The following is a 20,576-nucleotide window of genomic DNA, read 5'->3' as shown; positions in this document are numbered from 1 at the left end:
CCCTCACCCGAAATCGCTGCGCGATTTCGACCTCTCCCCGAGGGAGAGGTGATTTCAGCGCTGGCCTCGAATTCCCTCTCCCCAGGGGAGAGGGAGGGGCCCGGCGCGCAGCGACGGGAGGGTGAGGGGGTGGCTCGGTGCCCGCCGGTCAGCTCGTCGGCTTGAACCCGGCCCTTTCCCCATAGGCGAAGCACTCCTCGGCCGAGGGGATCGCCCGCGACGTGCTGTACGACCCGAGGCTGAGCGCCGCGACGCAGACGCCGAGACGCAAGCCCTTCTCCACCGGCCAGCCCTCGTGCAGCCCCAGCATGACGCCGGAGGCGAGGGCGTCGCCGGCGCCGTTGGTGCTCTTGACCTTCTCCGGCGGCACCCAGGCCGCGCCCTGGCGCCACAGGCGGCCGGCGCGGTCGGCGGCGACCACGCCGTCCGGGAAATGCACCACGGCCAGGGTGAAGACGCCCATGCGGATCAGCGCCGCGGCCGCTGCCTCGACCAGCGCCCAGTCGGGCCGGCCGTCGCGATGGGTCTCGACGCCGGTCAGCGCCGTCGCCTCCGACTCGTTGATGATGATGCTGTCCAGCAGCGGCAGGCAGGGGAGGGCGAGGTCGCGCAGCCGCTCCCCCGCCACCCCGACCAGCTCCAGATTGGTGCGGTGTCCGGTGGCCTTGGCGCGGGCCAGCACCTCGGAGAAGCCGTTGCCGTTGCCCTGCGGAACGTCCATCCGGGCGTGCACCCCGGGCGAGCCGACATGGAAGATCTTCGCGGTCGACCCGGCCAGGTCGAAATGCCCGGTCGAGAGCTGGGCGTTGACCCCCTCCTGGTGGAAGAAGGTGCGCCGCCCGCCCTCGGCCACGATCATCACGTCGGTGTAGGAGGTGCGGCCGCCCGGCACCACCGCGATCCGCCCGGCGCCGATGCCGAGCTCGCGGCAGGTGTCGAGCGCGATCCGCCCGTAGGCGTCGTCGCCGACGATCCCGATCACCTCGATCGGGAAGGGGGCGCCGAGGCGGGCCAGGTCGATCGCCATGTTGAGGCCAGGCCCGCCGCAGTCCGGCATCTCCTCCCGGATTCGGGCGACGTGCTCCTGCGGCGGGAAGCGGTCGATGACCTTGTTGACGTCGATGCAGATGGTGCCGCCGCAGATGATGCCCGAGCGCTCCATCTCAGCCCTGCTTCAGCACGGCTTCGGTGGTCTGGATGTCGTCGGCCAGCGGGCGCAGCGGGGTGATGCCCTGCTTCTGCAGCTCGCCGTGATAGGCGCGCACCGCCTCCTCCGGCGCGATCGTGCCGTCCGCCACCTGGCGCATGAAGCCGACCATCGCCAGCGGCGATTCCGCCAGGTTGATCTTGCGGCCGAACAGGGCGACGCGGGCGCCGTATTTCTCGGCCTGGTGCAGCAGCTCGAAGCAGTCGCGGGTGGTGCCGGCGCCGCCGCCGAGCACGCCGACGATCAGGCTGGGGTCGAAGCCGGCCAGCTCCTCCAGCGCCTTCGGGCCGTTGTAGGGGATCTTCAGGAACTGCGGCCGGTCGGCCTTCATCACCCCGGCCAGGCAGCGCAGGATGCAGTCGTTGACGTAATGCGGCTGCACCGCCGGGTCGATGCCCGTGGCGACGTTGGGATTGAACACCTCGAGGAAGTACTTGAAGCCGTTGGCGGCCGCGTCGGCGCGGAATTCGGCGAAGGCCTCCAGCGACCGGATGTCGGCGTCGAGGTCGTTGTTGAAGGTGACGGAGTAAAGGCCGAGATCGGTGCCGGTCACCGGCGCCTGCGGATCCGGCGCCGTGCCGCCATGCATCACCCGCGGCAGCGAGGCCGAGCGGAAGGGCCGCGACGGCTTCTGCGTGTAGCCGCCGCCGCGCACGGCCCAGACGTCGGTGGTGTCGTTGGCGCGGATCGCCGGCTTGACCTTGCTGTTGCGGAACGTGCCGCTCTCGACCAGCCGCTCCAGGTTCGAGGCGGAGACCAGCATGATGTCGACGATGTCCTGCTCCACCACCTGGCGGATGGTGTCCAGGAACTCGTCGCGGGTGCGGTAGCGGGTCCAGCTGCCGTCCGGCGCGCGCTTCGGGCCGGTCGAGGTCAGGCTCGGCCCCATGTCGCCGTCCTTGGCGTCGGCGATGATGAAGTCGCTGCGCTTGTACTGTCCGGCGCGGATGCGGGCCAGCTTCTCGTCCAGGCGGGTCATGCTCGGTCTCTCGTCTTTCGGTCGGTTGGGGTCAGAGTAAGGATTCACGTGGCGGTCTCGACGTTCGGGGCAGGCTGGTCGCCCGGCATCGCCCCGGTCATGATCGCCACCACCTCGGCCATGCTGTGGCGCTGCGGCGAGGTCACGGCGACGCGGCGGCCCAGGCGCATCACATGGATGCGGTCGGCCACCTCGAACACGTTCGGCATGTTGTGGCTGATCAGGACCACCGGCAGGCCGCGGTCGCGGATGCCGCGGATCAGGTCCAGCACCTGGCCGGTCTCGCGCACGCCCAGCGCCGCCGTCGGCTCGTCCATGATCACCAGCTTGCGAGCGAAGACCGCGGCTCGGGCCACGGCGACGCCCTGGCGCTGGCCGCCGGACAGGCTCTCGACCGCATGGGTAATCGAGGGCAGGCGGAAGCGCAGCTCGTCCATGTGGCGCTGTGCCTCGCGCCGCATCCGCGGCTTGTCGAGCAGCCGCAGCCAGCGGCCGAGCGGTCCGGGCCGGCGCAACTCGCGCCCCAGGAACAGATTGGTGGCGATGTCCAGCGCCGGCGCCACCGCCAGATCCTGATACACCGTCTCGATGCCGCGGCGGCGGGCGTCGAGCGGCCCGTGGAACCGCACCGGCTGGCCGTCCAGCAGCACCTCGCCCTCGTCGGGCGTTATGGCACCGGACAGCACCTTGATCAGCGTCGACTTGCCGGCACCGTTGTCGCCGACCACCGCCAGCACCTCGCCGTCGCGCAACTCGAAATCGACGCCGCCCAGCGCGGTGACGTGGCCATAGCGCTTGACCACGCCGCGGGCCTCCAGGACGGGTGCGGTCATACCCGCCTCCATCGCGACAGCTGGTCCAGCGCGACGGCGGTGATCACCAGGACGCCGGTGACGAGGTCCTGCCACAGCGGGTCGATGCCGATCAGGGTCAGGCCGTTGCGCAGCACGCCGACGATCAGCACGCCGATCAGCGTGCCGATCAGGCTGCCGCGGCCGCCGAACAGGCTGGTGCCGCCGATCACCACGGCGGTGATGCTGTCGAGATTGGCGGTCTGCATCGCGTTCGGATCGGCGTTCGGGATCCGTCCCAGCGCCAGCCAGGCGCCGATGCCGTAGAGAAAGGCTGCGAACAGATAGACCGACAGCAGTCGCCGCTGCACCGGGATGCCGACCAGCCGCGCCGCCTCCGGGTTGTTGCCGATGGCGTAGACATGCTTGCCCCAGGCGGTGTGGTTCAGCAGGTACCAGACCAGCCCGTAGAGGCCGAGCATGATGATGATGCCGTAGGTGACCACGGCGCCGCCCAGGCGCAGCGTGTTGCCGGTCCAGCCCAGCAGGTCGTCCATCACTGGGAAGGCGCCGCCGCCGGAGAACAGGCGGGTCGCGGCGGTGACGATGCCGAGCATGCCGAGCGTGACGATGAAGGGCGGCAGCTTCAGCCGGCTGACCAGCGTGCCGGTGATCAGCCCGACCAGGCTGCACAGCCCGATCGCCAGCAGCAGCGAGGGCAGGGCGGCATGGCCCTCGTCGACCAGCTTGCCGGCGACGATGGTGCCCAGCACGGCGATGGCGCCGGTGGCCAGGTCGATACCGGCGGTCAGGATCACCAGCGTCTGGCCGATCGCCAGCGTGCCGATGATCACCGATTGCTGCACGATCAGCGACAGGTTGCCGGGGGTCAGGAAACGCTCGCTCATCGCCGTGAACACGGCGCCGAAGACCACGAGCACGATCAGCGGGCCGAGCGGCGGGGTGGTCAGCACTCGCGCCGTCCGACCGATCCAGGACGAGGAAGGGACCATCGCTCTCTCGTTCGGGAGGGCCGGGGGATGGGCGGGCCCTTTGCGGCCCGCCCCGGTCGCGCTGGCGGTCAGCCCCAGCAGTTCTTCTCTCCGAATTCGAGGTCTTTCGACTCCAGCCCCGGCAGCGGCTTGCCGGTGATCAGGAAGGATCCGGTGTTGACGAAGCCGCTCGGCTTCTTGCCGCTCTTGGCGTATTCCGCCACGGCGTCGACGCCCATCTGAGCCATCTTGTAGGGGAACTGCATCACCGTCGCGGCGACGCGCCCGTCCTTGACATATTTGACGCCCAGGCAGCCGCCGTCGATCGAGGTCAGGACGATGTCGTCCTCCTTGCCGGCCGCGCGGATGGCGGCATAGGCGCCTTGCGCCGCGGGTTCGTTGATGGTGTAGACGACGTTGATGTCGGGATGGGCCGACAGCAGGTTCTCCATCGCCGTCTGGCCCTTGTCCTGGGCGCCGTTGGTGTTCTGCTTGCCGACGATCACGGCGTCGCCCTCGGCGATGCCGAAGCCCTTCAGGAAGCCGTCATGGCGGAAGGTGTCGACCGTGCCGCCCGGCGTGCCGTCCAGCATCGCCAGCTTCGGCGCCTTGTCGCCCAGCGCCTTGCGGGCGTACTGGCCCTGCTGCACCCCGGCCTCGAAATTGTCGGTGGCGAAGGTGGCGTCGACCGCGTCCGGCGGGTCGGTCGCGGTGTCGAGCGCGATCACCAGGATGCCGGCGTCGCGCGCCTTCTTGACCGCGCCGAGCACGCCGGTCGAGTTGTTCGGGGTGATCAGGATGCCCTTGGCGCCGGCGCTGATCAGGTCCTCGATCGCTGCTACCTGGCCCTCGTTGTCGCCGTCGAACTTGCCGGCCCGGGCGATCAGCTTCAGCCCCTTGGCCTTGGCCTCCGCCTCGGCCGCCTGGCGCATCTTTACGAAGAACGGGTTGACCTCGGTCTTGGTGACGAGGCCGACGATGGCCTCCTGCGCCATCGCGGCGGTGCTGCCGGCGGCCAGGGCCAGTCCGACGGCGCCGGCGGCGAGCAGGCCGGCAAGGCGACGGCGGTTCACGGACAGCGCAGCCTTGGGCGTCTGCGATCGGATCATCGCGGTTTCCTCCTGTTTGCGGGCCGGCGCTTCTGCGGCGCCGGCCCTGCGGATTGGCCGGACGATTGACCGGCAAGCGGAACGATAATTCCGACTTTTGACGAGAGTCAATCTGATCTTCTGGATCTTTTGCACGAAAACAATCATAAATGAGCGATGGCTGTTTCAGACCCCGAGATCCATGCCCTGGGTACCGCCGGCGCCGGCCATGTGCTGTCGTTGATCCTGTCCGGCCAGGCGCGGTCGCGGGCCGACCTCGCCCGTATCTCCGATCTCTCCCGCGCCACCATCACCCAGCGCCTGGGCGTGCTGTTCGAGTCCGGGCTGCTGCGGGAGGCGGAGGAGACGCAGGCCAGCGGCGGCCGACCCGCCCGCGTTCTCAAGCTGAACGAGGGGTTCGGCGTGGTGCTGGCGGCCGATGTGGGCGAGAGCCGGATCCGGGTGGCGGCGACCGATCTGGGGCCGCATGTCCTGGCCGAACGGCTCGGGGATCTCGAGGTCGGCAGCGGGCCGGTGCCGATCCTGACCTGGATCGCGCAGCAGTTCCGCGATCTCCTGGCCGAGATCGGCCGGCCGGCATCGGACGTGCTGGGCATCGGCCTGTGCCTGCCGGCGCCGGTCGACCATGCCGGCGGACGGGTCGTGGGGCCGTCGGTGATGACCGGCTGGGACGATTTCGACATTCCCGGCTGGTTCGCTCCCGACTATGCGGCGCAGGTCCTGGCCGAGAACGACGTGCGGCTGCGCACCCTGACCGAGCACCGGCAGTTCTGGCCGGAGGAGCGGCAGCTGGTCTTCATCAAGGCCGGCACCGGCATCGGCAGCGGCATCATCACCGACGGCCGGATGCATCGCGGCGCCCGCGGGGCGGCGGGCGACATCGGCCACATCCAGCTGCGCGACGCCGAGGCGCCGCTGTGCCGCTGCGGCAAGCTGGGCTGCGTCGAGGCCTATGCCGCCGGCTGGGCGATCGCCCGCGACCTGCGGGCCCGGGGCTTCGAGGCGCGGGACGCGCGCGACGTGATGGCGCTGGTCCAGCGCAACCGGCCGGAGGCGATCAGTCTGGTGCGCCAGGCCGGCCGGGTGCTGGGCGAGGTCGCGGCCGATGTGGTCGCGGTGTTGAACCCCGGCGTCATCGTCGTCGGCGGCACCTTGGCCGAGGCGGGCGAGCACCTGCTGGCCGGGGTCCGCGAGTTCGTCTACCAGCGCTGCCTGCCGCTGGCGACCGGCGACCTGACCATCACCACCGCCCGGTCGGGCGAAATGGCCGGCCTGCTGGGCGCGGCCCGGCTGGTGGTCGACACCAGGCTGCAGCCGCAGGCGGTCGACCGGCTGATCGCGGGTCGGAGAACCGCTGCATCGTAGGTAGGGTTCGCCCTTGCGAACCCAACCTACGCCGTCCGCTCCTCGACGACGCAGAACTGATTGCCCTCCGGATCGACCATCACCGTGTAGCCCTCGGCCTCGCGCTGGACCCTGGCGCCGAGGGCCAGCAGGCGCCGCACCTCGGCGGCGCGGTCCGGCGCGGTGATGTCGAGATGGACCCGGTTGTTCGTGTAGTCGCGCCCCGGCACCTGGTGGAAGCACAGGCTGGAGCCCGGCCCGTCGACCAGGACCACGGGGTCGGTCTCCGGCGTCAGGCCCAGCGCGGCCAGACGCTCGATCTCCGCCTGGTCATAGGCGCGCACGGCATAGCCGTCGAGTGCCGCGGCCCAGAACCGGGCCAGGGCCGGCGCCGAGCGGCTTTCGAACACGATCTCCCGCAATCGGCCCATTGCTTTCTCTCCCAGGGTCAGAGCGGCAGCCGCACCGTGCAGCGCAGCCCGCCCATCGGCGAGGTCGACAGCACCAGGTCGCCGCCGTGGCTGCGCGCGACGTCGCGGGCGATGGCGAGGCCGAGGCCGGTGCCGCCGGTCTCCTGGTTGCGCGACTCGTCCAGCCGGACGAAGGGCTTCATCGCCTCCTCGCGTTGCTTCGGCGGGATGCCCGGGCCGTCGTCGTCCACCACCAGGGCGACGGCGCCGTCGTCCTGGACCACGGACAGCCTGATGTGCCGGGCGTGGCGCCGCGCATTGGACAGCAGGTTCGCCAGGCAGCGCCGCAGCGCCTCGCGCCGCAGCGGCAGCACGTGGCTCTCCGGCGTGTCGAAGGCGATGTCGGCGCCCTCCCGCCGGGCGGCCACCACCACCTCCTCGAGGAAGGCGGCGAGGTCGGTCGGCGTCGCCTCCTCGGTGCCCTCGCCGCGGGCGAAGGCGAGATAGGCGTCGATCATCTGCCGCATCTCGTCGACATCGGCGCGCAGCTCGTCGATGTCCGGCCCGTCGCCGAGCATGGCGAGCTGCAGCTTCATCCGGGTCAGGGGCGTGCGCAGGTCGTGGCTGACCCCGGCCAGCATCTCGGTGCGCTGCTGGATCTGACGGCGGATGCGGTCGCGCATGTCGATGAAGGCCTCGGAGGCCTGGCGGATCTCCTCCGCCCCATGCGGCCGGAACCCCGGCATGTCGCGGCCCTTGCCGAAGCGGTCTGCGGCGATGGCGAGGCGCCGGATCGGGCGCAGCTGGTTGCGCATGAAGATTATAGCGACGGCGGACAGGATCACCGTCGACCCCAGCATCGACAGGTAGAACAGGTTGGTGGTGAAGCTGGACAGCCGCTTCGACGGCACCTCCACCGTCAGCACGCCGTCCGGCAGTTGCATGCGGACGACGTCGGTGTCGTCCTCCCTGGAGGACTGGATGGTGAAGTCGTAGGGCTGCGAGGCGCGGATGGCCCGGGCGAGGGCGCGCTGGCCCTCGTCCAGCGCATCGCTTCCGGTCGGCCCCAGCTCGACGCCGGGATCGAAGCTGTAGACCAGGCCGGTATTCCGCTGCGCCCGCAGGAACACGGCGCCGCGGGCGACGGGCGTCATGCCGTCGGCGATCTCGTCGATGGTCAGGCCGATCTCGCCGGAGACGGTGCGGGCCATCGTCGTGGTGATCACGTCGATGTGGCGGCCGAAGAAGACGTAGGTGGAGATCGCCTGGGCCAGGATCATCGGCGTGACGATGATCACCAGGGCCCGGCCGAACAGGGTCCGCGGCAGGAACCGCTTGATCCGCGCCCGCAGCCGGAAAGGGGTGGACAGCCGGGGCAGGGCGGCAGGAGCTCGCATCATCCGTCGGGTCTCAGCACATAGCCTTCGCCGCGCACGGTGTGGAGATAGCGGGGCAGGCGCGGGTCCGGCTCGATCTTACGCCGAAGCCGCGTCACCTGCACGTCGACCGCCCGCACGCCGCCGTCGATCGTGCCGGATTCGGTCAGCGCCTCGCGCGACACGGTCTCGCCGGCGTGCTGCGCCAGGATGCGCAGCAGGTTCTCCTCGCCGGTGGTCAGGCGCACACGCTCGCCCTCCTGCAGCAATTCGCCGCGCTCGATGTCGAAGGTGAAGGCGCCGAGCCGGATGGTGCCGGCGGCCCGCGGCGGCGGGGGCGCCAGGCGGCGCAGGATGCTGTTGATGCGCAGCACCAGCTCGCGCGGCTCGAACGGCTTCGGCAGGTAGTCATCGGCGCCGCTCTCCAGCCCGGCGATCCGGTCCTCCGGCTCACCGCGGGCGGTCAGCAGCAGGATCGGCGTGCTCATGCGCTGGCGCAGATCGGCGGTCAGCTGCAGCCCGGTCTCGCCCGGCATCATCACGTCCAGCACGATCAGGTCGAAGGCGATCGCCGCCAGCTTCTCGCGCGCATCCGCGGCGTCGACCGCGGCCGTCACCAGGAAGCCGTTCTCGACCAGGTATTTGCGCAGCAGTTCGCGGACGCGGCGGTCGTCCTCGACGACCAGGATATGGGCGGGCTCGTCGGCGGTCATGGTCATGGCCGGCTACCGGCTGGCGACCCGGGGGGCGGAGGCCGGGGCTTCCGGCTCCTCCTCCGCGGCGGCCGGCTCGCTCAGCGCGATCAGCCCTTCCAGCACCTTGCGGAAGCCGTCCACCGCCTCGGCCCCGGCGTTGCGGTAGGCCTGGCCGATCAGCTTGCGCTGGCTCTCGAACAGCTGGCGCTCCAGCACCGCGCCCGTGTCGGTCAAGGTCAAGAGGCGCTGGCGCCGGTCGCGCTGGCCCTGGCGCTGCTCGACATAGCCGCGCTCGACCAGGTCGTTCAGGACTCGGCCCAGGCTCTGCTTGGTGATGCGCAGGATCGCCAGCAGCGCACTGACCGTGATCTCCGGATGCCGTCCGATGAAATAAAGCGCGCGGTGATGGGCCCGGCCGAGACCCAGGGTTGCCAGCAGCGCATCGGGCTCGGCAGTGAAGCCGCGATAGGCGTAGAATAGCAGCTCGATGCCTTGGCGGATCTCCTCCTCGCGGAGGAAGAGCGGGTTCACGGGCGATTTTATGTCAGCCATGTTGACTTGTTTTGACCCCGAATGTTACCGCTCACGGTCCGACGGCGACACAAATGACAATGCGGGAAAGGCCCATCATGTCGACGACTCCTCCCTTCCACGACCGTGACGGCTGGATATGGATGGACGGCAAGCTGGTCGAATGGCGTAGCGCCAACATCCACGTCCTGACTCACGGCTTACACTACGCCAGTTCTGTATTCGAAGGGGAGCGGGCTTACAACGGCCGGATCTTCAAGGGCACGGAGCATTCGAAGCGGCTGGAGTTCTCGGCGACGACCCTGGGCATGAAGCTGCCCTACAGCACGGCGGAGCTCGACGCGGCCAAGAAGCTGACCCTCGAGAAGAATGGGCTGACCGACGCCTATATCCGCCCGGTGGCGTGGCGCGGGTCGGAGATGATGGGCGTCTCGGCCCAGGCCAACACCATCCATGTCGCGATCGCGGTGTGGGAATGGCCGAGCTACTTCTCGGCCGAGGCGAAGATGAAGGGCATCCGCCTGACCCTGTCCGACTGGCGGCGGCCGTCGCCGGACTCCGCCCCGGTGCACGCCAAGGCGGCCGGCCTGTACATGATCTGCACCCTGGCCAAGCACAAGGCCGAGGCGGCGGGCTACCAGGACGCGCTGATGTACGACTATCGCGGCTATGTCGCGGAGGCGACCGGCGCCAACGTCTTCCTCGCCATCGACGGCAAGCTGCACACGCCGACCGCCGACTGCTTCCTGAACGGCCTCACCCGCCAGACCGCGATCGAGCTGGCGCGGCGCAACGGCATCGAGGTGGTCGAGCGGCACATCCAGCCGGAGGAGCTGGCGAAGGCGACCGAGGTGTTCCTGACCGGCACCGCGGCCGAGATCACCCCGGTCGGCGAGATCGGGGCGCACCGCTTCACCCCGGGCCAGATCTGCAAGACCATGATCGACGCCTACAGCGCCGAGGTCAGGAAGGCCCCGGCGGCTGCCGCGGCCTGATCGGTCGGTCAGAATAGGACAGGGCGCGGCCATCTCGGCCGCGCCCTTTCGTTACCACCGGTAGCGGATGCTGCCGATCACCGTCTGGCCCTGGCCTTCGTAGCAGTAGCCCTGGGCGCAGGTGGTGTAGTCGCGGTCGAACAGGTTGGTGGCGTTGACCGCCAGCTGCACCCCGTCCAGCCGCGGCTCGACCGCGCCGAGATCATAGCGGATCGCGGCGTCGAACAGGGTCACCGCCTCGTTCCGGCCGGTGGTGTTGTCGTCGTCGCGGTAGCTCGACCCGATATAGCGCAGGCCGGCGCCCAGGCTGAGCCCCGGCACGATCGTGTCCGGAACCCGGTAGTCGGCCCAGGCGGAGACGATGTGGTTCGGGATGCCGGACGGGTCCTTGCCCTCCGTCGCCTCGGTGCCCTTGGTCACCTCCGGATCGAGATAGGTGTAGGCCAGCTGCAGGCTGAGCCCGTCGCCGAGATCGGCGAGGCCCTCCAGTTCGATGCCGCGCACCCGCACCTCGCCGCGGGCGGCCCGGAAGTTGACATGGGCCGAGTCCGCGATCAGCCCGTTCTCCTGGGTCATCTGGAACACCGAGGCGGTGATCAGGCTGTTCAGCCCCTCGGGCTGGTACTTGACGCCGGCCTCGATCTGCTCCCCGGTCGTCGGCTTGAACAGGCGGCCCTGCCAGTCAGTCCCCGTGTTCGGGGTGAAGGACGTGGCGTAGGAGACATAGGGCGCGAGGCCGAAATCGGTAAGATAGCTCAGGCCGACGCGGCCGGTGAAGGCGCTGTCGGAGGCGTCCTGATCGGTGCCGGCGATGCGCTCCTGGCTCGTGGTCTCGAGCCAGTCGTGCCGGCCGCTCAGCGTCAGAAGCCAGCCGCCGAAGCGGATCTGGTCCTGCAGATAGACGCCGATCTGCTGCTGCTGCTGCAGGGTGCGGGCATAGACCGGCGGCTGGTCGATGTGCTGCTTGCCGTAGTTCCGCGTGACCAGGTCCAGATCAGGCGCCGGCCCGTCGCCGGCGATGTTGGTGGTGTCGAGGAAGGTGTAGTCGAGCCCGGCCAGGAGCGTGTGCTGCACCGGTCCCGTGTCGAAACGCAGCTGCGCCTGGTTGTCGACCGACACCGTGTCCAGGCTCTCGCGGTCCTGCCCGGCCCGGCGGAAGACGGTGTTGCCGTCATCGGACAGGCCGGTGATGTAGACGTAGCGGGTGTTGGAATCGACATGGGCGTAGCGGAAGTTCTGCCGCAGCGTCAGCGTGTCGTCGACCCGGTGCTCGATCTCGTAGCCCGCCCGCACGCTCTCCATGTCGAGGTCGTTCCAGGCGGAATCCGCGGTGCGGATGTCGAGCAGGCCCGTGGCCGGCGAGTAGTAGTTGAACAGGCTGCCGCCGGTCTTGTCCTTCTGGTAGGCGCCGAGGAAGGTGACCGTCGTGTCCTCGTTCGGTCGCCAGGTGAAGGCCGGGGCGATATAGGCGCGGTCGTCCGGCACCGCCGGCATCTGGGTGTCGCTGTCGCGGAACAGCCCGGTCAGGCGCCAGGAGAAGCGATCGTCCAGCGGCCCGCCGACGTCGAACTGGCCCTGATAGCGGTCGTGGTTGCCGAACTGCAGCTCGGCCTCGCGCAGCGGCTCGTCCGGCGGGCGCTTGGTGACCAGGTCGACCAGCCCGGCCGGCGAGGACAGGCCGTAATTGGCCGAGGCGGGGCCGCGCAGCACGTTGATCGCCGACAGGCCGTAGGGCTCGGTGCGGATGCCGGCGAAGACCTGGCCGGTCGGCTGCCGCAGCCCGTCGCGGAAGATGCCGAAATAGGCGGCGTCGAAGCCGCGGATCCAGAACTGGTCGAGCCGCGGCGAGAAGCCGTAGAGGCCGGTCAGGATACCGGGCGTGTAGACCAGGGCCTCCTGCAGGCTCTGCACGTTGCGCGCGTCCATCTGGCCGCGGGTGACGACCGAGACGGATTGCGGCGTCTCGATCAGCGGCGTGTCGGTCTTGGTGGCGCTGGCGCTCCTCGTGGCGGTGAAGCCGCGCACCTCGGTCGTCGGCGTCTCCGTGCTGCCCTGAACGACGATCGGGGCGAGGGTCACCCCGGTGTCGGTGGCCGGAGCCGGTTCCGCGCCCTGTGTCGCGGCCTGGGCCAGGATCGCCGTCGGCGCCAGCGCCGTGGTGGCGAGCAGCCCGAGCAGAAGATAGGTGCGGGATCCTGGTCGATGTCGCATGGGGAAGGTCGGCTCCGATCGCGAGGGAGGCCCGGCAGGGATCGCCGGGTTCAAACGGCGGGCTAATTGACATCAATTCTCATTCTCGTCTAGGTCGTTTTGGGAACGTGACCAGGATCCACCATGAATCGATGCAAGGCGCTGGCCTGCGCCCTTCTGCTGCTGACCTGCCTGCTGGCCCCGTCGGTCCGGGCGGAATGGCCCGTCACCGTGACCGACGCCGCCGGCCGGCAGGTCACGGTGCCGCACCAGCCGCGGGCGGTGCTGCTGGGGGCGGGCATCAACCTGGTCGCCCTGTCGCTGATCGACCCCGATCCGGTGTCGCTGCTGGTCGGCTGGGCCGACGACACGCGGCAATACGACCCCGGCCTCTACGCCGCCTTCCTGGCGAAGTTCCCGCGCCTGGCCAAGGTGCCGGTGGTGGGCGGCGGCACGGATGAGAGCTTCTCGCTGGAGAGGGCGCTGACGGTCGGGGCGGACCTCGCGATCTTCGGCGCCTGGCAGGCCGAGACCGAGCAGGGGCGGCAGATCCTGGACCGGCTGACGGCGGCGGGGGTGCCGGCGGTGGTGGTCGACTTCAACCACCGGCCGCTGGCGAACACGGCGCCGGGCATGCGGCTGCTCGGCCGCGTGCTCGGCCGCGAGGACCGGGCCAACGCCTTCGCCGATTTCTGGGAGGCGCGGATCGACCGCATCCGCCGGCGCGTGGCGGAGCATCCGGAACCCGGCCCGGCCGTGCTGATGCACGCCTATCCGCAGCCGGAGGACTGCTGCTGGGCGATCGGGGAGACCGGGCTGGGCGAGCTGGTGTCGCTGGTCGGCGGGCGCAACATCGCCGCGGACCGGTTTCCGGATGCCGGGGGCGGGGTGCTGAGCCTGGAATACGTGATCGGGCAGGACCCGCAGGTCTATATCGCCACCGGCCTGCCGGAGGCGGAGGGTGGGCGGGGCTTTTCGATCGGCCCGGGCGTCCCCGCCGAGACCGCCCGGCAGGGGCTCGCCAGGGTGCTGGCCGCGCCGGGCCTCTCCGGCCTCGCGGCGGCCCGCGACGGCCGGGTGCACGGGCTGTGGAACTTCTTCAACGCCGTGCCGCTGAACATCGTGGCGGTGGAGGCGGTGGCGCGCTGGGTGCGGCCGGAGATCTTCGGCGACCTCGATCCCGGCGCCACCCTGGCCGAGATCAACAGCCGCTTCGCCGCCATGCCGTTCGACGGCGCGCTGTGGGTCAGCCTCGACCCGGCTCGCGACCGGCCGTCGGCGCATTAGCCGCGACGGTCAGCCGCCAGGCCGCCCAGGCGCCGAACAGGGCCAGCGGCAGGGCGGTGACGAACACCCACAGCGCCGCCGCCCGGGCGGTCTCCACCGTCAGGCCCCCGCCGAAACCGACCAGGTTGGCGGTGGCGCCGGCGATGGCGGCGCCGACCGCGCCGCCGGTCTGGCGCACCGCGATCAGCGCCGAGCTGCCGATCGCCTTGTCGTCATCGGCCAGGGTGCCGATCAGCCGGCGGTTCAGGAGGCTGGAGGAGAAGCCGAAGCCCGCCCCCATCAGCAGGGCGGCGGCGACGATCCAGATCAGCGGCGCGTCGCGCATCACCAGCACCAGCAGCACGGCGCCGGCCAGGATGCAGCCGGCGCCGCGCAGCAGCCAGCGCAGCTCTCCGGCGCCGGTGGCGCCGGCGACGACGAAGGCGGCGAGGGTCCAGGCCAGCGCCATGCCCCCGACCACATAGCCGGCCCAGAGCGGCGACAGGCCGTGCAGCGTCTGCAGGATGGCGGGGCCGTAGACGTTCAGGCCCATCGAGGTCGCCATCAGGGCGAAGATGGCGGCATAGGCGGTGCCGCAGACCGTGCGCAGGTTTCCCGCCTGGCGCGGCATCAGCCGCACCCGGGCGCCGGAGTCGACCCGCAGCACCAGCACCAGGATGCCGAGGCCGGCGATAACCAGCGCCAGGGCGATCGCCGGGTTCGGGCTGACATCCGCCATGGCGATGGCGCCGACGCCGAGTGTCAGGCCGCCGATCTGCGCCCAGGGCACGCCCGGCTGGCCGCCGCTGCGCACCGTGCCCTTCAGCAGCCAGGGCGAGGCGGCGGCGAAGACCAGCGACTGCGCCGTGAACAGCCAGAACACGGCGCGCCAGTCGCCGGCCTGCGCGAACAGGCCGCCGACCAGAGGTCCCAGGATGGTGGCGATGCCCCAGATGCCCGACGCCACGGCGAACATCCGGGCCAGATGGCGCTCGGGGAACAGCAGGGCGATCGCGACCATGGAGAAGCCGGCGACCCAGCCGCTGCCGACGCCCTGCAGCACCCGCCCGGCCAGGAACACGCCGATGGTCGGGGCGGCGGCGCTGAGCACGCAGCCGAGCGCAAAGGCCAGGCCGGCGATGGCCGAGGCCCAGCGCAGCCCGAACCGTTCCGACAGCCGCCCGGCGCTGGCGCCGGCCAGGATCGCGCCGACCAGGAAGCCGGCCGTGGCCCAGCTGAAATAGGCATAGCCGCCCAGGTCGGCACCGACGCTGGGCATGATGGTGGCAGTGACCAGGGCGTCGGCCGCGTTCAGCCAGATGCCCAGGCAGACCATCGCGAATCGCGGCAGCCGGCCTTCGGCCAGCAGATCCGCCCAGCCCGCCGGCGGTTGCGCCGAGACCTGCACCATGTTGCGTTTCCCCTTCGTTACCGTCGGGGCTACACCGCCGCCGGCACGATGAGAAGCGTGGAGTCGGCAGGACTGCCGTCAGCGCCAGCGCGCCGCGGCCTCGTCGTCCTCGGCGCGGGCCTCGACCCAGCGCTCGCCTTGCGGCGTCTCCTCCTTCTTCCAGAAGGGGGCCTTGGTCTTCAGCCAGTCCATCAGGAAGGCGCAGGCCTCGAAGGCGGCGCCGCGATGGGCCGAGGCGACGCCGCAGAACATGATCCGGTCGCCCGGCCCCAGCCGGCCGACGCGATGGACGATCCGCACCTCCAGGAGCGGCCAGCGGTCCCGCGCCTCGGCCTCGATCTCGGCCAGCTGGCGCTCGGTCATGCCGGGATAGTGCTCCAGCGTCATCGCCGTGACCGCGGTGCCGCCGGCGATGTCGCGCACCAGCCCGACGAAGCAGGCGACGCCGCCGACATCGGTGCGGCCGTCCGACAGCGCGGCCATCTCGGCGCCGGGATCGAAATCGGCTTCCTGCACGCGCACCGCCATCTCAGCCCCCCGTGACCGGCGGGAAGATGCCGATCTCGTCGCCCGGTGCCACCGGGTCGGTCGGCCTGGCGAAACGCTGGTTGACCGCGACCCGGATCACCGCCGGATTGGCCAGGGCGTCGGCATAGCCGGCGCCGCGGGCGCGCAGCCAATCCAGGAGGCCGGCGACGTCGCGCACCGACTCCGGCGGCGACACCGTCTCGGCGGCCGTGCCGATCTTGCTGCGGACCCAGGCGAAATACAGGAGCTTCATGCCGGTTCTCAGATCAGGGCGCTCAACGGGATATAGGCAACCGGATCGCCCGGCGCCACGGCGGTGACGTCCTCCGGCAGCTCGACCAGCCCTTCGGCGCCGGCGAGGGAGCTCAACATGCCGGAGCCCTCCCGGCCGTGGCGGCGGGCGACCAGGGTGCCGGACGGGCCCGTCTCCAGCACCGCGCGCAGGAACTCGCGGCGGCCCGTCTTCTTGCCGTGGGCGAAGCCGGCGGCGACCGGGAAGCGGCGCAGCGGCGTCGGCTCGGCGCCGGCCAGGTGCAGCAGCAGCGGCCGCGCCACCAGCAGGAAGGTCACCATCGCCGCGACCGGATTGCCGGGCAGGCCCAGCAACGGCACGTCGCCGAGCTGGCCCAGCGCCACCGGCTTGCCCGGCTTGATCGCCAGGCGCCAGTGGTGCAGCTGGCCGCCCGCCGCCTCCAGCGCCGCCTTGACGTGATCCTCGTCGCCGACCGAGACGCCGCCGGAGGTGACGATGGCGTCGGCTTCCGCCGCGGCGGCGACAAGGGCCGACCGCACCGCCTCGGCCCGGTCCGGCACGATGCCGCGGTCGGCGACGTCGCAGCCCAGCCGGCGCAGCAGCGCCGCCAGCAGATAGCGGTTGGCGTCGTAGATCTGGCCCTCGGCCACCGGCAGGCCCGGGTCGCGCACCTCGTCGCCGGTCGACAGCACCGCCACCCGCAGCATCCGGCGAACGGGCAGGGCGGCGCGGCCGAGCGAGGCGGCCAGGCCGATCTCGGCCGGGCCCAGTCGGCACCCGGCGGTCAGCACGGTGTCGCCGGCGCGGATGTCGTCGCCGGCCTGCCGGACATGGGCGCCGCGCCGCAGGCCGGGCGGGAACGTCACGCGGCGGTCGGCGACCCTGCAGTCCTCCTGCATCACCACCGTGTCCGGCCCGTCGGGCAGCGGCGCGCCGGTGAAGATGCGGATCGCCTCGCCCCGCCGGCCGGGCCGGCCGAGCGGATGGCCGGCGGCGGCGCGGCCGACCACCGGCAAGGTGGTCGGAGAGCCGGGCGACAGGTCGTCGAAATGAACGGCGTAGCCGTCGACCGCGGCGTTGGCGTGCGGCGGCACCGGCCGGTCTGCCACCAGATCCCCGGCCAGGAACCGGTCCTCCGCCGCGGCGAGCGGCACGGTCTCGGCCCCGGCGACCGCGGCCAGGCGGGAGCGGAACTCGGCCACCGCCTCCTCGACCGACAGCAGCCGGTCGCCCAGGGCGAAGCAGTCGTCGGAGAGCTTGGCCACGCTCAGCCGGCCTTGCGGGCGAAGTCGGCGACGAAATCGGCGATCGCCTCGATGTCGTCGATGTCCAGCCGCCGCAGGGCGGGGTCGGCGATCGGCCCGTCGCTGGCCACCGCGATAATGCCGGGATCCTCGGGATGCAGCGGCGGCTTGCCGGTCGCGGCCCGCCACACCTCCAGCTTCGGATAAGCCTCTCGCTTGAAGCCTTCGACCAGCACCAGGTCGACCGGCTGCAGCTTCGCCAGCAGCGCCGCCAGCGGCGGCTCGGCGGCGCCGCGATGCTCGTGCATCAGGGCCCAGCGCCGGTCGGAGGAGACCAGCACCTCGGTCGCCCCGGCCTCGCGGTGGCGCCCGCTGTCCTTGCCCGGCTGGTCGATGTCGAAATCGTGATGGGCGTGCTTGACGGTGGAGACGGTCAGGCCGCGGCCGATCAGGGCCGGGATCAGCTTCGCCAGCAGCGTGGTCTTGCCGCTGCCGCTCCAGCCGGCGATGCCGAGCACGCGCATCGGGGTCAACCGGTGGTCCTGGCGGCCTTGGCCGGGGGCGTACCTGGATCTTCGGTGATGGCCTGGCGCACGCCCTCGCGCAGATAGCTCCAGCCGGTCACCAGCGTCAGCACCGCGGCGACCCAGATCCCGGCGATGCCGATCTGGGTCACCGGCACCTGGCCGTCGAAGGCGCGGGTGCCGGCATCGCCGACGATCAGGAAACCGATCGCCAGCATCTGGATCGTGGTCTTCCATTTGGCCAGCGCGGTGACCGGCAGGCCGCGCGCATTCATCCCGGCCAGGAACTCGCGCAGGCCGGAGATCAGCACCTCGCGCAGCAGGATGATCACCGCCGGGATCACCGACCAACCCTGCAGCCGGCCGAAGGCGGCCAGCATGAACAGCACCGCGGTGACCAGCATCTTGTCGGCGATCGGATCGAGCAGCCGGCCGATCAGCGAGGTCTCGTTCCAGGCCCGCGCCAGCTTGCCATCGAAATAATCGGTGATGGCGGCGGCGGCGTAGATCACGAGACAGGCCCACGCAGCCCAGGCGTCCGGCACGTAGAACAGCGCGATCAGCACGGGGATGGCCGCGATGCGCGAATAGGTCAGGAGGTTCGGCAGGCTGGTAACCATGGCGACGGCACTGACTTCAGGGGCTTTCGAACGCTAGCACATGGCGCCTCAGGCGTCGGGATGGAAATGTCGGTAGATGAGGCTTGCGACCGCCTTGCTGATGCCGTCGACCGCCTCGAGGTCCTGCAGGCTGGCGCGGCTGACCTCGCGGGCCGAGCCGAAATGCAGCAGCAGCGCCTTCTTGCGGCGCGGGCCGATGCCCGGGATCTCGTCGATCGGCGACCTGGTGATGTCGCCCGCGCGCCGGGTGCGCTGGCCGCCGATGACGAAGCGGTGGGCTTCGTCGCGCAGCCGCTGCAGGAAATACAGCACCGGGTCCTTCGGTTCCAGGCCGAAGGGCGGCCGGTTCGGCAGGAAGAAGCGCTCCCGCCCCGCGTCGCGGTCCGGCCCCTTGGCGATCGACACCAGGGCGATCTCGGCCAGGCCGAGTTCGGCGAACACCTCGCAGGCGACGTTCAGCTGGCCCTGGCCGCCGTCGATCAGCACCAGGTCGGGCCAGCCCTCCTGCTCGCGGTCCGGATCCTCCTTCAGCGCCCGTGCGAAGCGGCGGGTCAGCACCTCGCGCATCATCGCGTAGTCGTCGCCGGGGGTGACCGCGCCCTTGATGTTGAACTTGCGGTAGGCGGCTTTGATGAAGCCGTCCGGCCCGGCGACGATCATGGCGCCGAGCGCGTTGGTGCCGCCCAGATGGCTGTTGTCGTAGACCTCGATCCGGCGCGGCGGCGCGTCGAGGCCGAAGACCCGGGCCACGCCCTCCAGCAGCACCGCCTGGGTCGCGCTCTCGGCCATGCGGCGGCCCAGCGCCTCGCGGGCGTTGTTCAGCGCATGCTCGATCAGCCGCCGCTTGTCGCCGCGCTTCGGCACCGCGATCTCGACCCGGCGGTCGGCCTTCAGGGTCAGCGCCTCGGCCAGCAGCTCGGTCTCGGCCACCTCGTGGCTCAAGAGCACCAGGGGCGGCGGCGGATGGTTGTCGTAGAACTGGCCCAGGAAGGCGGCCAGGATCTCGGCCGGCTCCGCCGACTTGTCATGGCTCGGGAAATAAGCGCGGGTGCCGTAGTTGCGGCCGCCGCGGAAGAAATAGACCTGGACGCAGCTGTGGCCGCCGGCCTCGTGGATCGCCAGCGCGTCGGCGTCGCCGATGCCCTCGACATTGATGTCCTGATGCGACTGGACGTTGGTCAGGGCCCGGATGCGGTCGCGCCAGCGCGCCGCCTGCTCGAAATCCAGCCGCTCGCTGGCCGCCATCATCTGCTCGGCGAAGCGGGCCTGCACGCCCTGGCTGCGGCCGCTCAGGAAGTCGACCGCGCTCGCCACCTGCTCGGCATACTGCGCCTCGGTGACGTAGCCGACGCAGGGGGCGGTGCAGCGCTTGATCTGGTACTGCAGGCAGGGCCGGCTGCGGCTGGAGAACACCGAATCCGAGCAGTTGCGCAGCAGGAAGGCGCGCTGCAGCGCGGTGATGGTGCGGTTGACCGACCCGGCCGAGGCGAAGGGGCCGAAGAACTGGCCGCTCGGCCCCGTCGCGCCGCGGTGCTTGGCGATCCGCGGGAAGGCGTGGTCGCCGGAGATCATGATGTGCGGGAAGGTCTTGTCGTCCCGCATCACCACGTTGTAGCGGGGCTTCAGCCGCTTGATCAGGTTGGCTTCGAGCAGCAGCGCCTCGACCTCGGACCGGGTCACCACGAATTCCATGGCGACCGTGTCGGCGATCATGCGCAGGAGGCGCGCCGGCTGCTTGCCGGTCTGGGTGTAGGCGAAGACCCGCTTCTTCAGGTTGCGCGCCTTGCCGACATAGAGGGCGTTGCCGGCCTCGTCGAGCATCCGGTAGACGCCGGGCGAGCTGGGCAGGGTGCGCAGATGGGCCTGGATCACCGCGACTCCGTCGGCGATGCTATGCGCCCGCGCCTTCGAACGGCCCGCGGGCTTCGGGCGCTCGGGTGGCGGGCTGCCGGGCGGAAGGTCGGTGACGGTGTCGCTCATGGCCGCAATGTCGGCCGGTCCGGGCGCGGCGTCTAGACCGGATCGTGAACGTCCAACTGAGTCGGCGAAGCGGGGCGATGACGCTTCGGTGATATCCACCGAATCTGTGGATAACTTTGTGGGGAACCGTC

The 20,576-nt window shown here is 70.8% G+C and carries 20 protein-coding genes; 3 read left to right on the top strand and 17 right to left on the bottom strand.

The annotated features are described in order from the left end of the window. Window positions 1-148: 148 nt before the first annotated feature. From LG391_RS12880 to LG391_RS12860, 5 genes are all read right to left on the bottom strand, one after another. A complete protein-coding gene (locus LG391_RS12880) occupies window positions 149-1,162 on the bottom strand; it encodes a carbohydrate kinase family protein (RefSeq protein WP_225768405.1) in 1,014 nt (337 codons plus the stop codon). A 1-nt stretch (window position 1,163) separates the two neighbouring features. Next, a complete protein-coding gene (locus LG391_RS12875) occupies window positions 1,164-2,186 on the bottom strand; it encodes a hypothetical protein (protein ID WP_225768404.1) in 1,023 nt (340 codons plus the stop codon). Window positions 2,187-2,230: 44 nt separating this feature from the next. After that, window positions 2,231-3,019, bottom strand: coding sequence for an ATP-binding cassette domain-containing protein (locus tag LG391_RS12870; protein ID WP_225768403.1), 789 nt, complete (start codon window positions 3,017-3,019; stop codon window positions 2,231-2,233). Continuing rightward, on the bottom strand, window positions 3,016-3,990 hold the full coding sequence (locus LG391_RS12865; protein WP_225768402.1) for an ABC transporter permease: 975 nt from the start codon (window positions 3,988-3,990) through the stop codon (window positions 3,016-3,018). Before LG391_RS12865 ends, LG391_RS12870 begins: the two co-directional genes overlap by 4 nt. A 68-nt stretch (window positions 3,991-4,058) precedes the next feature. Continuing rightward, window positions 4,059-5,078 carry a substrate-binding domain-containing protein gene (locus LG391_RS12860; RefSeq protein ID WP_225768401.1) on the bottom strand — a complete coding sequence of 340 codons (1,020 nt, stop codon included), beginning with the start codon at window positions 5,076-5,078 and terminating at the stop codon, window positions 4,059-4,061. 156 nt (window positions 5,079-5,234) lie between these two features. Here LG391_RS12860 and LG391_RS12855 point away from each other — a divergent pair, with 156 nt between their 5' ends. After that, on the top strand, window positions 5,235-6,443 hold the full coding sequence (locus tag LG391_RS12855; RefSeq protein ID WP_225768400.1) for an ROK family transcriptional regulator: 1,209 nt from the start codon (window positions 5,235-5,237) through the stop codon (window positions 6,441-6,443). Between the two features lie 26 nt (window positions 6,444-6,469). Here LG391_RS12855 and LG391_RS12850 read toward each other — a convergent pair whose 3' ends face one another. The 4 genes from LG391_RS12850 to LG391_RS12835 are packed head-to-tail and all read right to left on the bottom strand — an operon-like array spanning window position 6,470 to window position 9,455. Then, complete coding sequence (locus LG391_RS12850; RefSeq protein WP_225768399.1) at window positions 6,470-6,853, bottom strand: VOC family protein; 384 nt, start codon at window positions 6,851-6,853, stop codon at window positions 6,470-6,472. 17 nt (window positions 6,854-6,870) lie between these two features. Then, a complete protein-coding gene (locus LG391_RS12845; RefSeq protein WP_225768398.1) occupies window positions 6,871-8,232 on the bottom strand; it encodes an ATP-binding protein in 1,362 nt (453 codons plus the stop codon). Continuing rightward, window positions 8,229-8,921 carry a response regulator gene (locus LG391_RS12840; RefSeq protein WP_225769345.1) on the bottom strand — a complete coding sequence of 231 codons (693 nt, stop codon included), beginning with the start codon at window positions 8,919-8,921 and terminating at the stop codon, window positions 8,229-8,231. The genes LG391_RS12845 and LG391_RS12840 overlap by 4 nt, the downstream gene beginning before the upstream one ends. Before the next feature lie 12 nt (window positions 8,922-8,933). Beyond that, complete coding sequence (locus LG391_RS12835; protein ID WP_225768397.1) at window positions 8,934-9,455, bottom strand: MarR family winged helix-turn-helix transcriptional regulator; 522 nt, start codon at window positions 9,453-9,455, stop codon at window positions 8,934-8,936. A 77-nt stretch (window positions 9,456-9,532) separates the two neighbouring features. On the opposite strand from LG391_RS12835, the gene LG391_RS12830 reads away from it, so the two are divergent. Further along, complete coding sequence (locus tag LG391_RS12830) at window positions 9,533-10,429, top strand: branched-chain amino acid aminotransferase (protein ID WP_225768396.1); 897 nt, start codon at window positions 9,533-9,535, stop codon at window positions 10,427-10,429. Window positions 10,430-10,480: 51 nt separating this feature from the next. On the opposite strand, the gene LG391_RS12825 is transcribed toward LG391_RS12830, so the two are convergent. Further along, the gene (locus tag LG391_RS12825) at window positions 10,481-12,640 is read right to left on the bottom strand and encodes a TonB-dependent siderophore receptor (protein WP_225768395.1); all 2,160 of its coding nucleotides are present in this window, start codon (window positions 12,638-12,640) and stop codon (window positions 10,481-10,483) included. Window positions 12,641-12,763: 123 nt separating this feature from the next. On the opposite strand from LG391_RS12825, the gene LG391_RS12820 reads away from it, so the two are divergent. Then, a complete protein-coding gene (locus LG391_RS12820) occupies window positions 12,764-13,906 on the top strand; it encodes an ABC transporter substrate-binding protein (RefSeq protein WP_225768394.1) in 1,143 nt (380 codons plus the stop codon). On the opposite strand, the gene LG391_RS12815 is transcribed toward LG391_RS12820, so the two are convergent. The 7 genes from LG391_RS12815 to uvrC form a co-directional block, all read right to left on the bottom strand. After that, window positions 13,866-15,296 (bottom strand): MFS transporter, encoded by a 1,431-nt coding sequence (locus tag LG391_RS12815; protein ID WP_225768393.1) that lies wholly within the window; start codon window positions 15,294-15,296, stop codon window positions 13,866-13,868. The genes LG391_RS12820 and LG391_RS12815 overlap by 41 nt on opposite strands. A 78-nt stretch (window positions 15,297-15,374) precedes the next feature. Further along, window positions 15,375-15,824: a molybdopterin synthase catalytic subunit MoaE gene (gene moaE / locus LG391_RS12810; RefSeq protein ID WP_225768392.1), complete on the bottom strand. Its 450-nt coding sequence runs from the start codon at window positions 15,822-15,824 to the stop codon at window positions 15,375-15,377. A 1-nt stretch (window position 15,825) separates the two neighbouring features. Continuing rightward, window positions 15,826-16,077 carry a molybdopterin converting factor subunit 1 gene (moaD, locus tag LG391_RS12805; protein WP_225768391.1) on the bottom strand — a complete coding sequence of 84 codons (252 nt, stop codon included), beginning with the start codon at window positions 16,075-16,077 and terminating at the stop codon, window positions 15,826-15,828. Window positions 16,078-16,085: 8 nt separating this feature from the next. Beyond that, window positions 16,086-17,342 carry a gephyrin-like molybdotransferase Glp gene (gene glp, locus LG391_RS12800; RefSeq protein WP_225768390.1) on the bottom strand — a complete coding sequence of 419 codons (1,257 nt, stop codon included), beginning with the start codon at window positions 17,340-17,342 and terminating at the stop codon, window positions 16,086-16,088. A 2-nt stretch (window positions 17,343-17,344) separates the two neighbouring features. Continuing rightward, complete coding sequence (mobB, locus tag LG391_RS12795) at window positions 17,345-17,845, bottom strand: molybdopterin-guanine dinucleotide biosynthesis protein B (RefSeq protein WP_225769344.1); 501 nt, start codon at window positions 17,843-17,845, stop codon at window positions 17,345-17,347. A 5-nt stretch (window positions 17,846-17,850) separates the two neighbouring features. Next, a complete protein-coding gene (pgsA, locus tag LG391_RS12790) occupies window positions 17,851-18,465 on the bottom strand; it encodes a CDP-diacylglycerol--glycerol-3-phosphate 3-phosphatidyltransferase (protein WP_225768389.1) in 615 nt (204 codons plus the stop codon). A gap of 48 nt (window positions 18,466-18,513) precedes the next feature. Beyond that, window positions 18,514-20,445, bottom strand: coding sequence for an excinuclease ABC subunit UvrC (gene uvrC / locus LG391_RS12785; RefSeq protein ID WP_225768388.1), 1,932 nt, complete (start codon window positions 20,443-20,445; stop codon window positions 18,514-18,516). Between the last annotated feature and the right edge of the window lie 131 nt (window positions 20,446-20,576).

The sequence above is a fragment of the Inquilinus sp. Marseille-Q2685 genome (assembly GCF_916619195.1).
Lineage (GTDB): Bacteria > Pseudomonadota > Alphaproteobacteria > DSM-16000 > Inquilinaceae > Inquilinus.
This window is presented reverse-complemented; position numbering and strand designations above follow the sequence as displayed.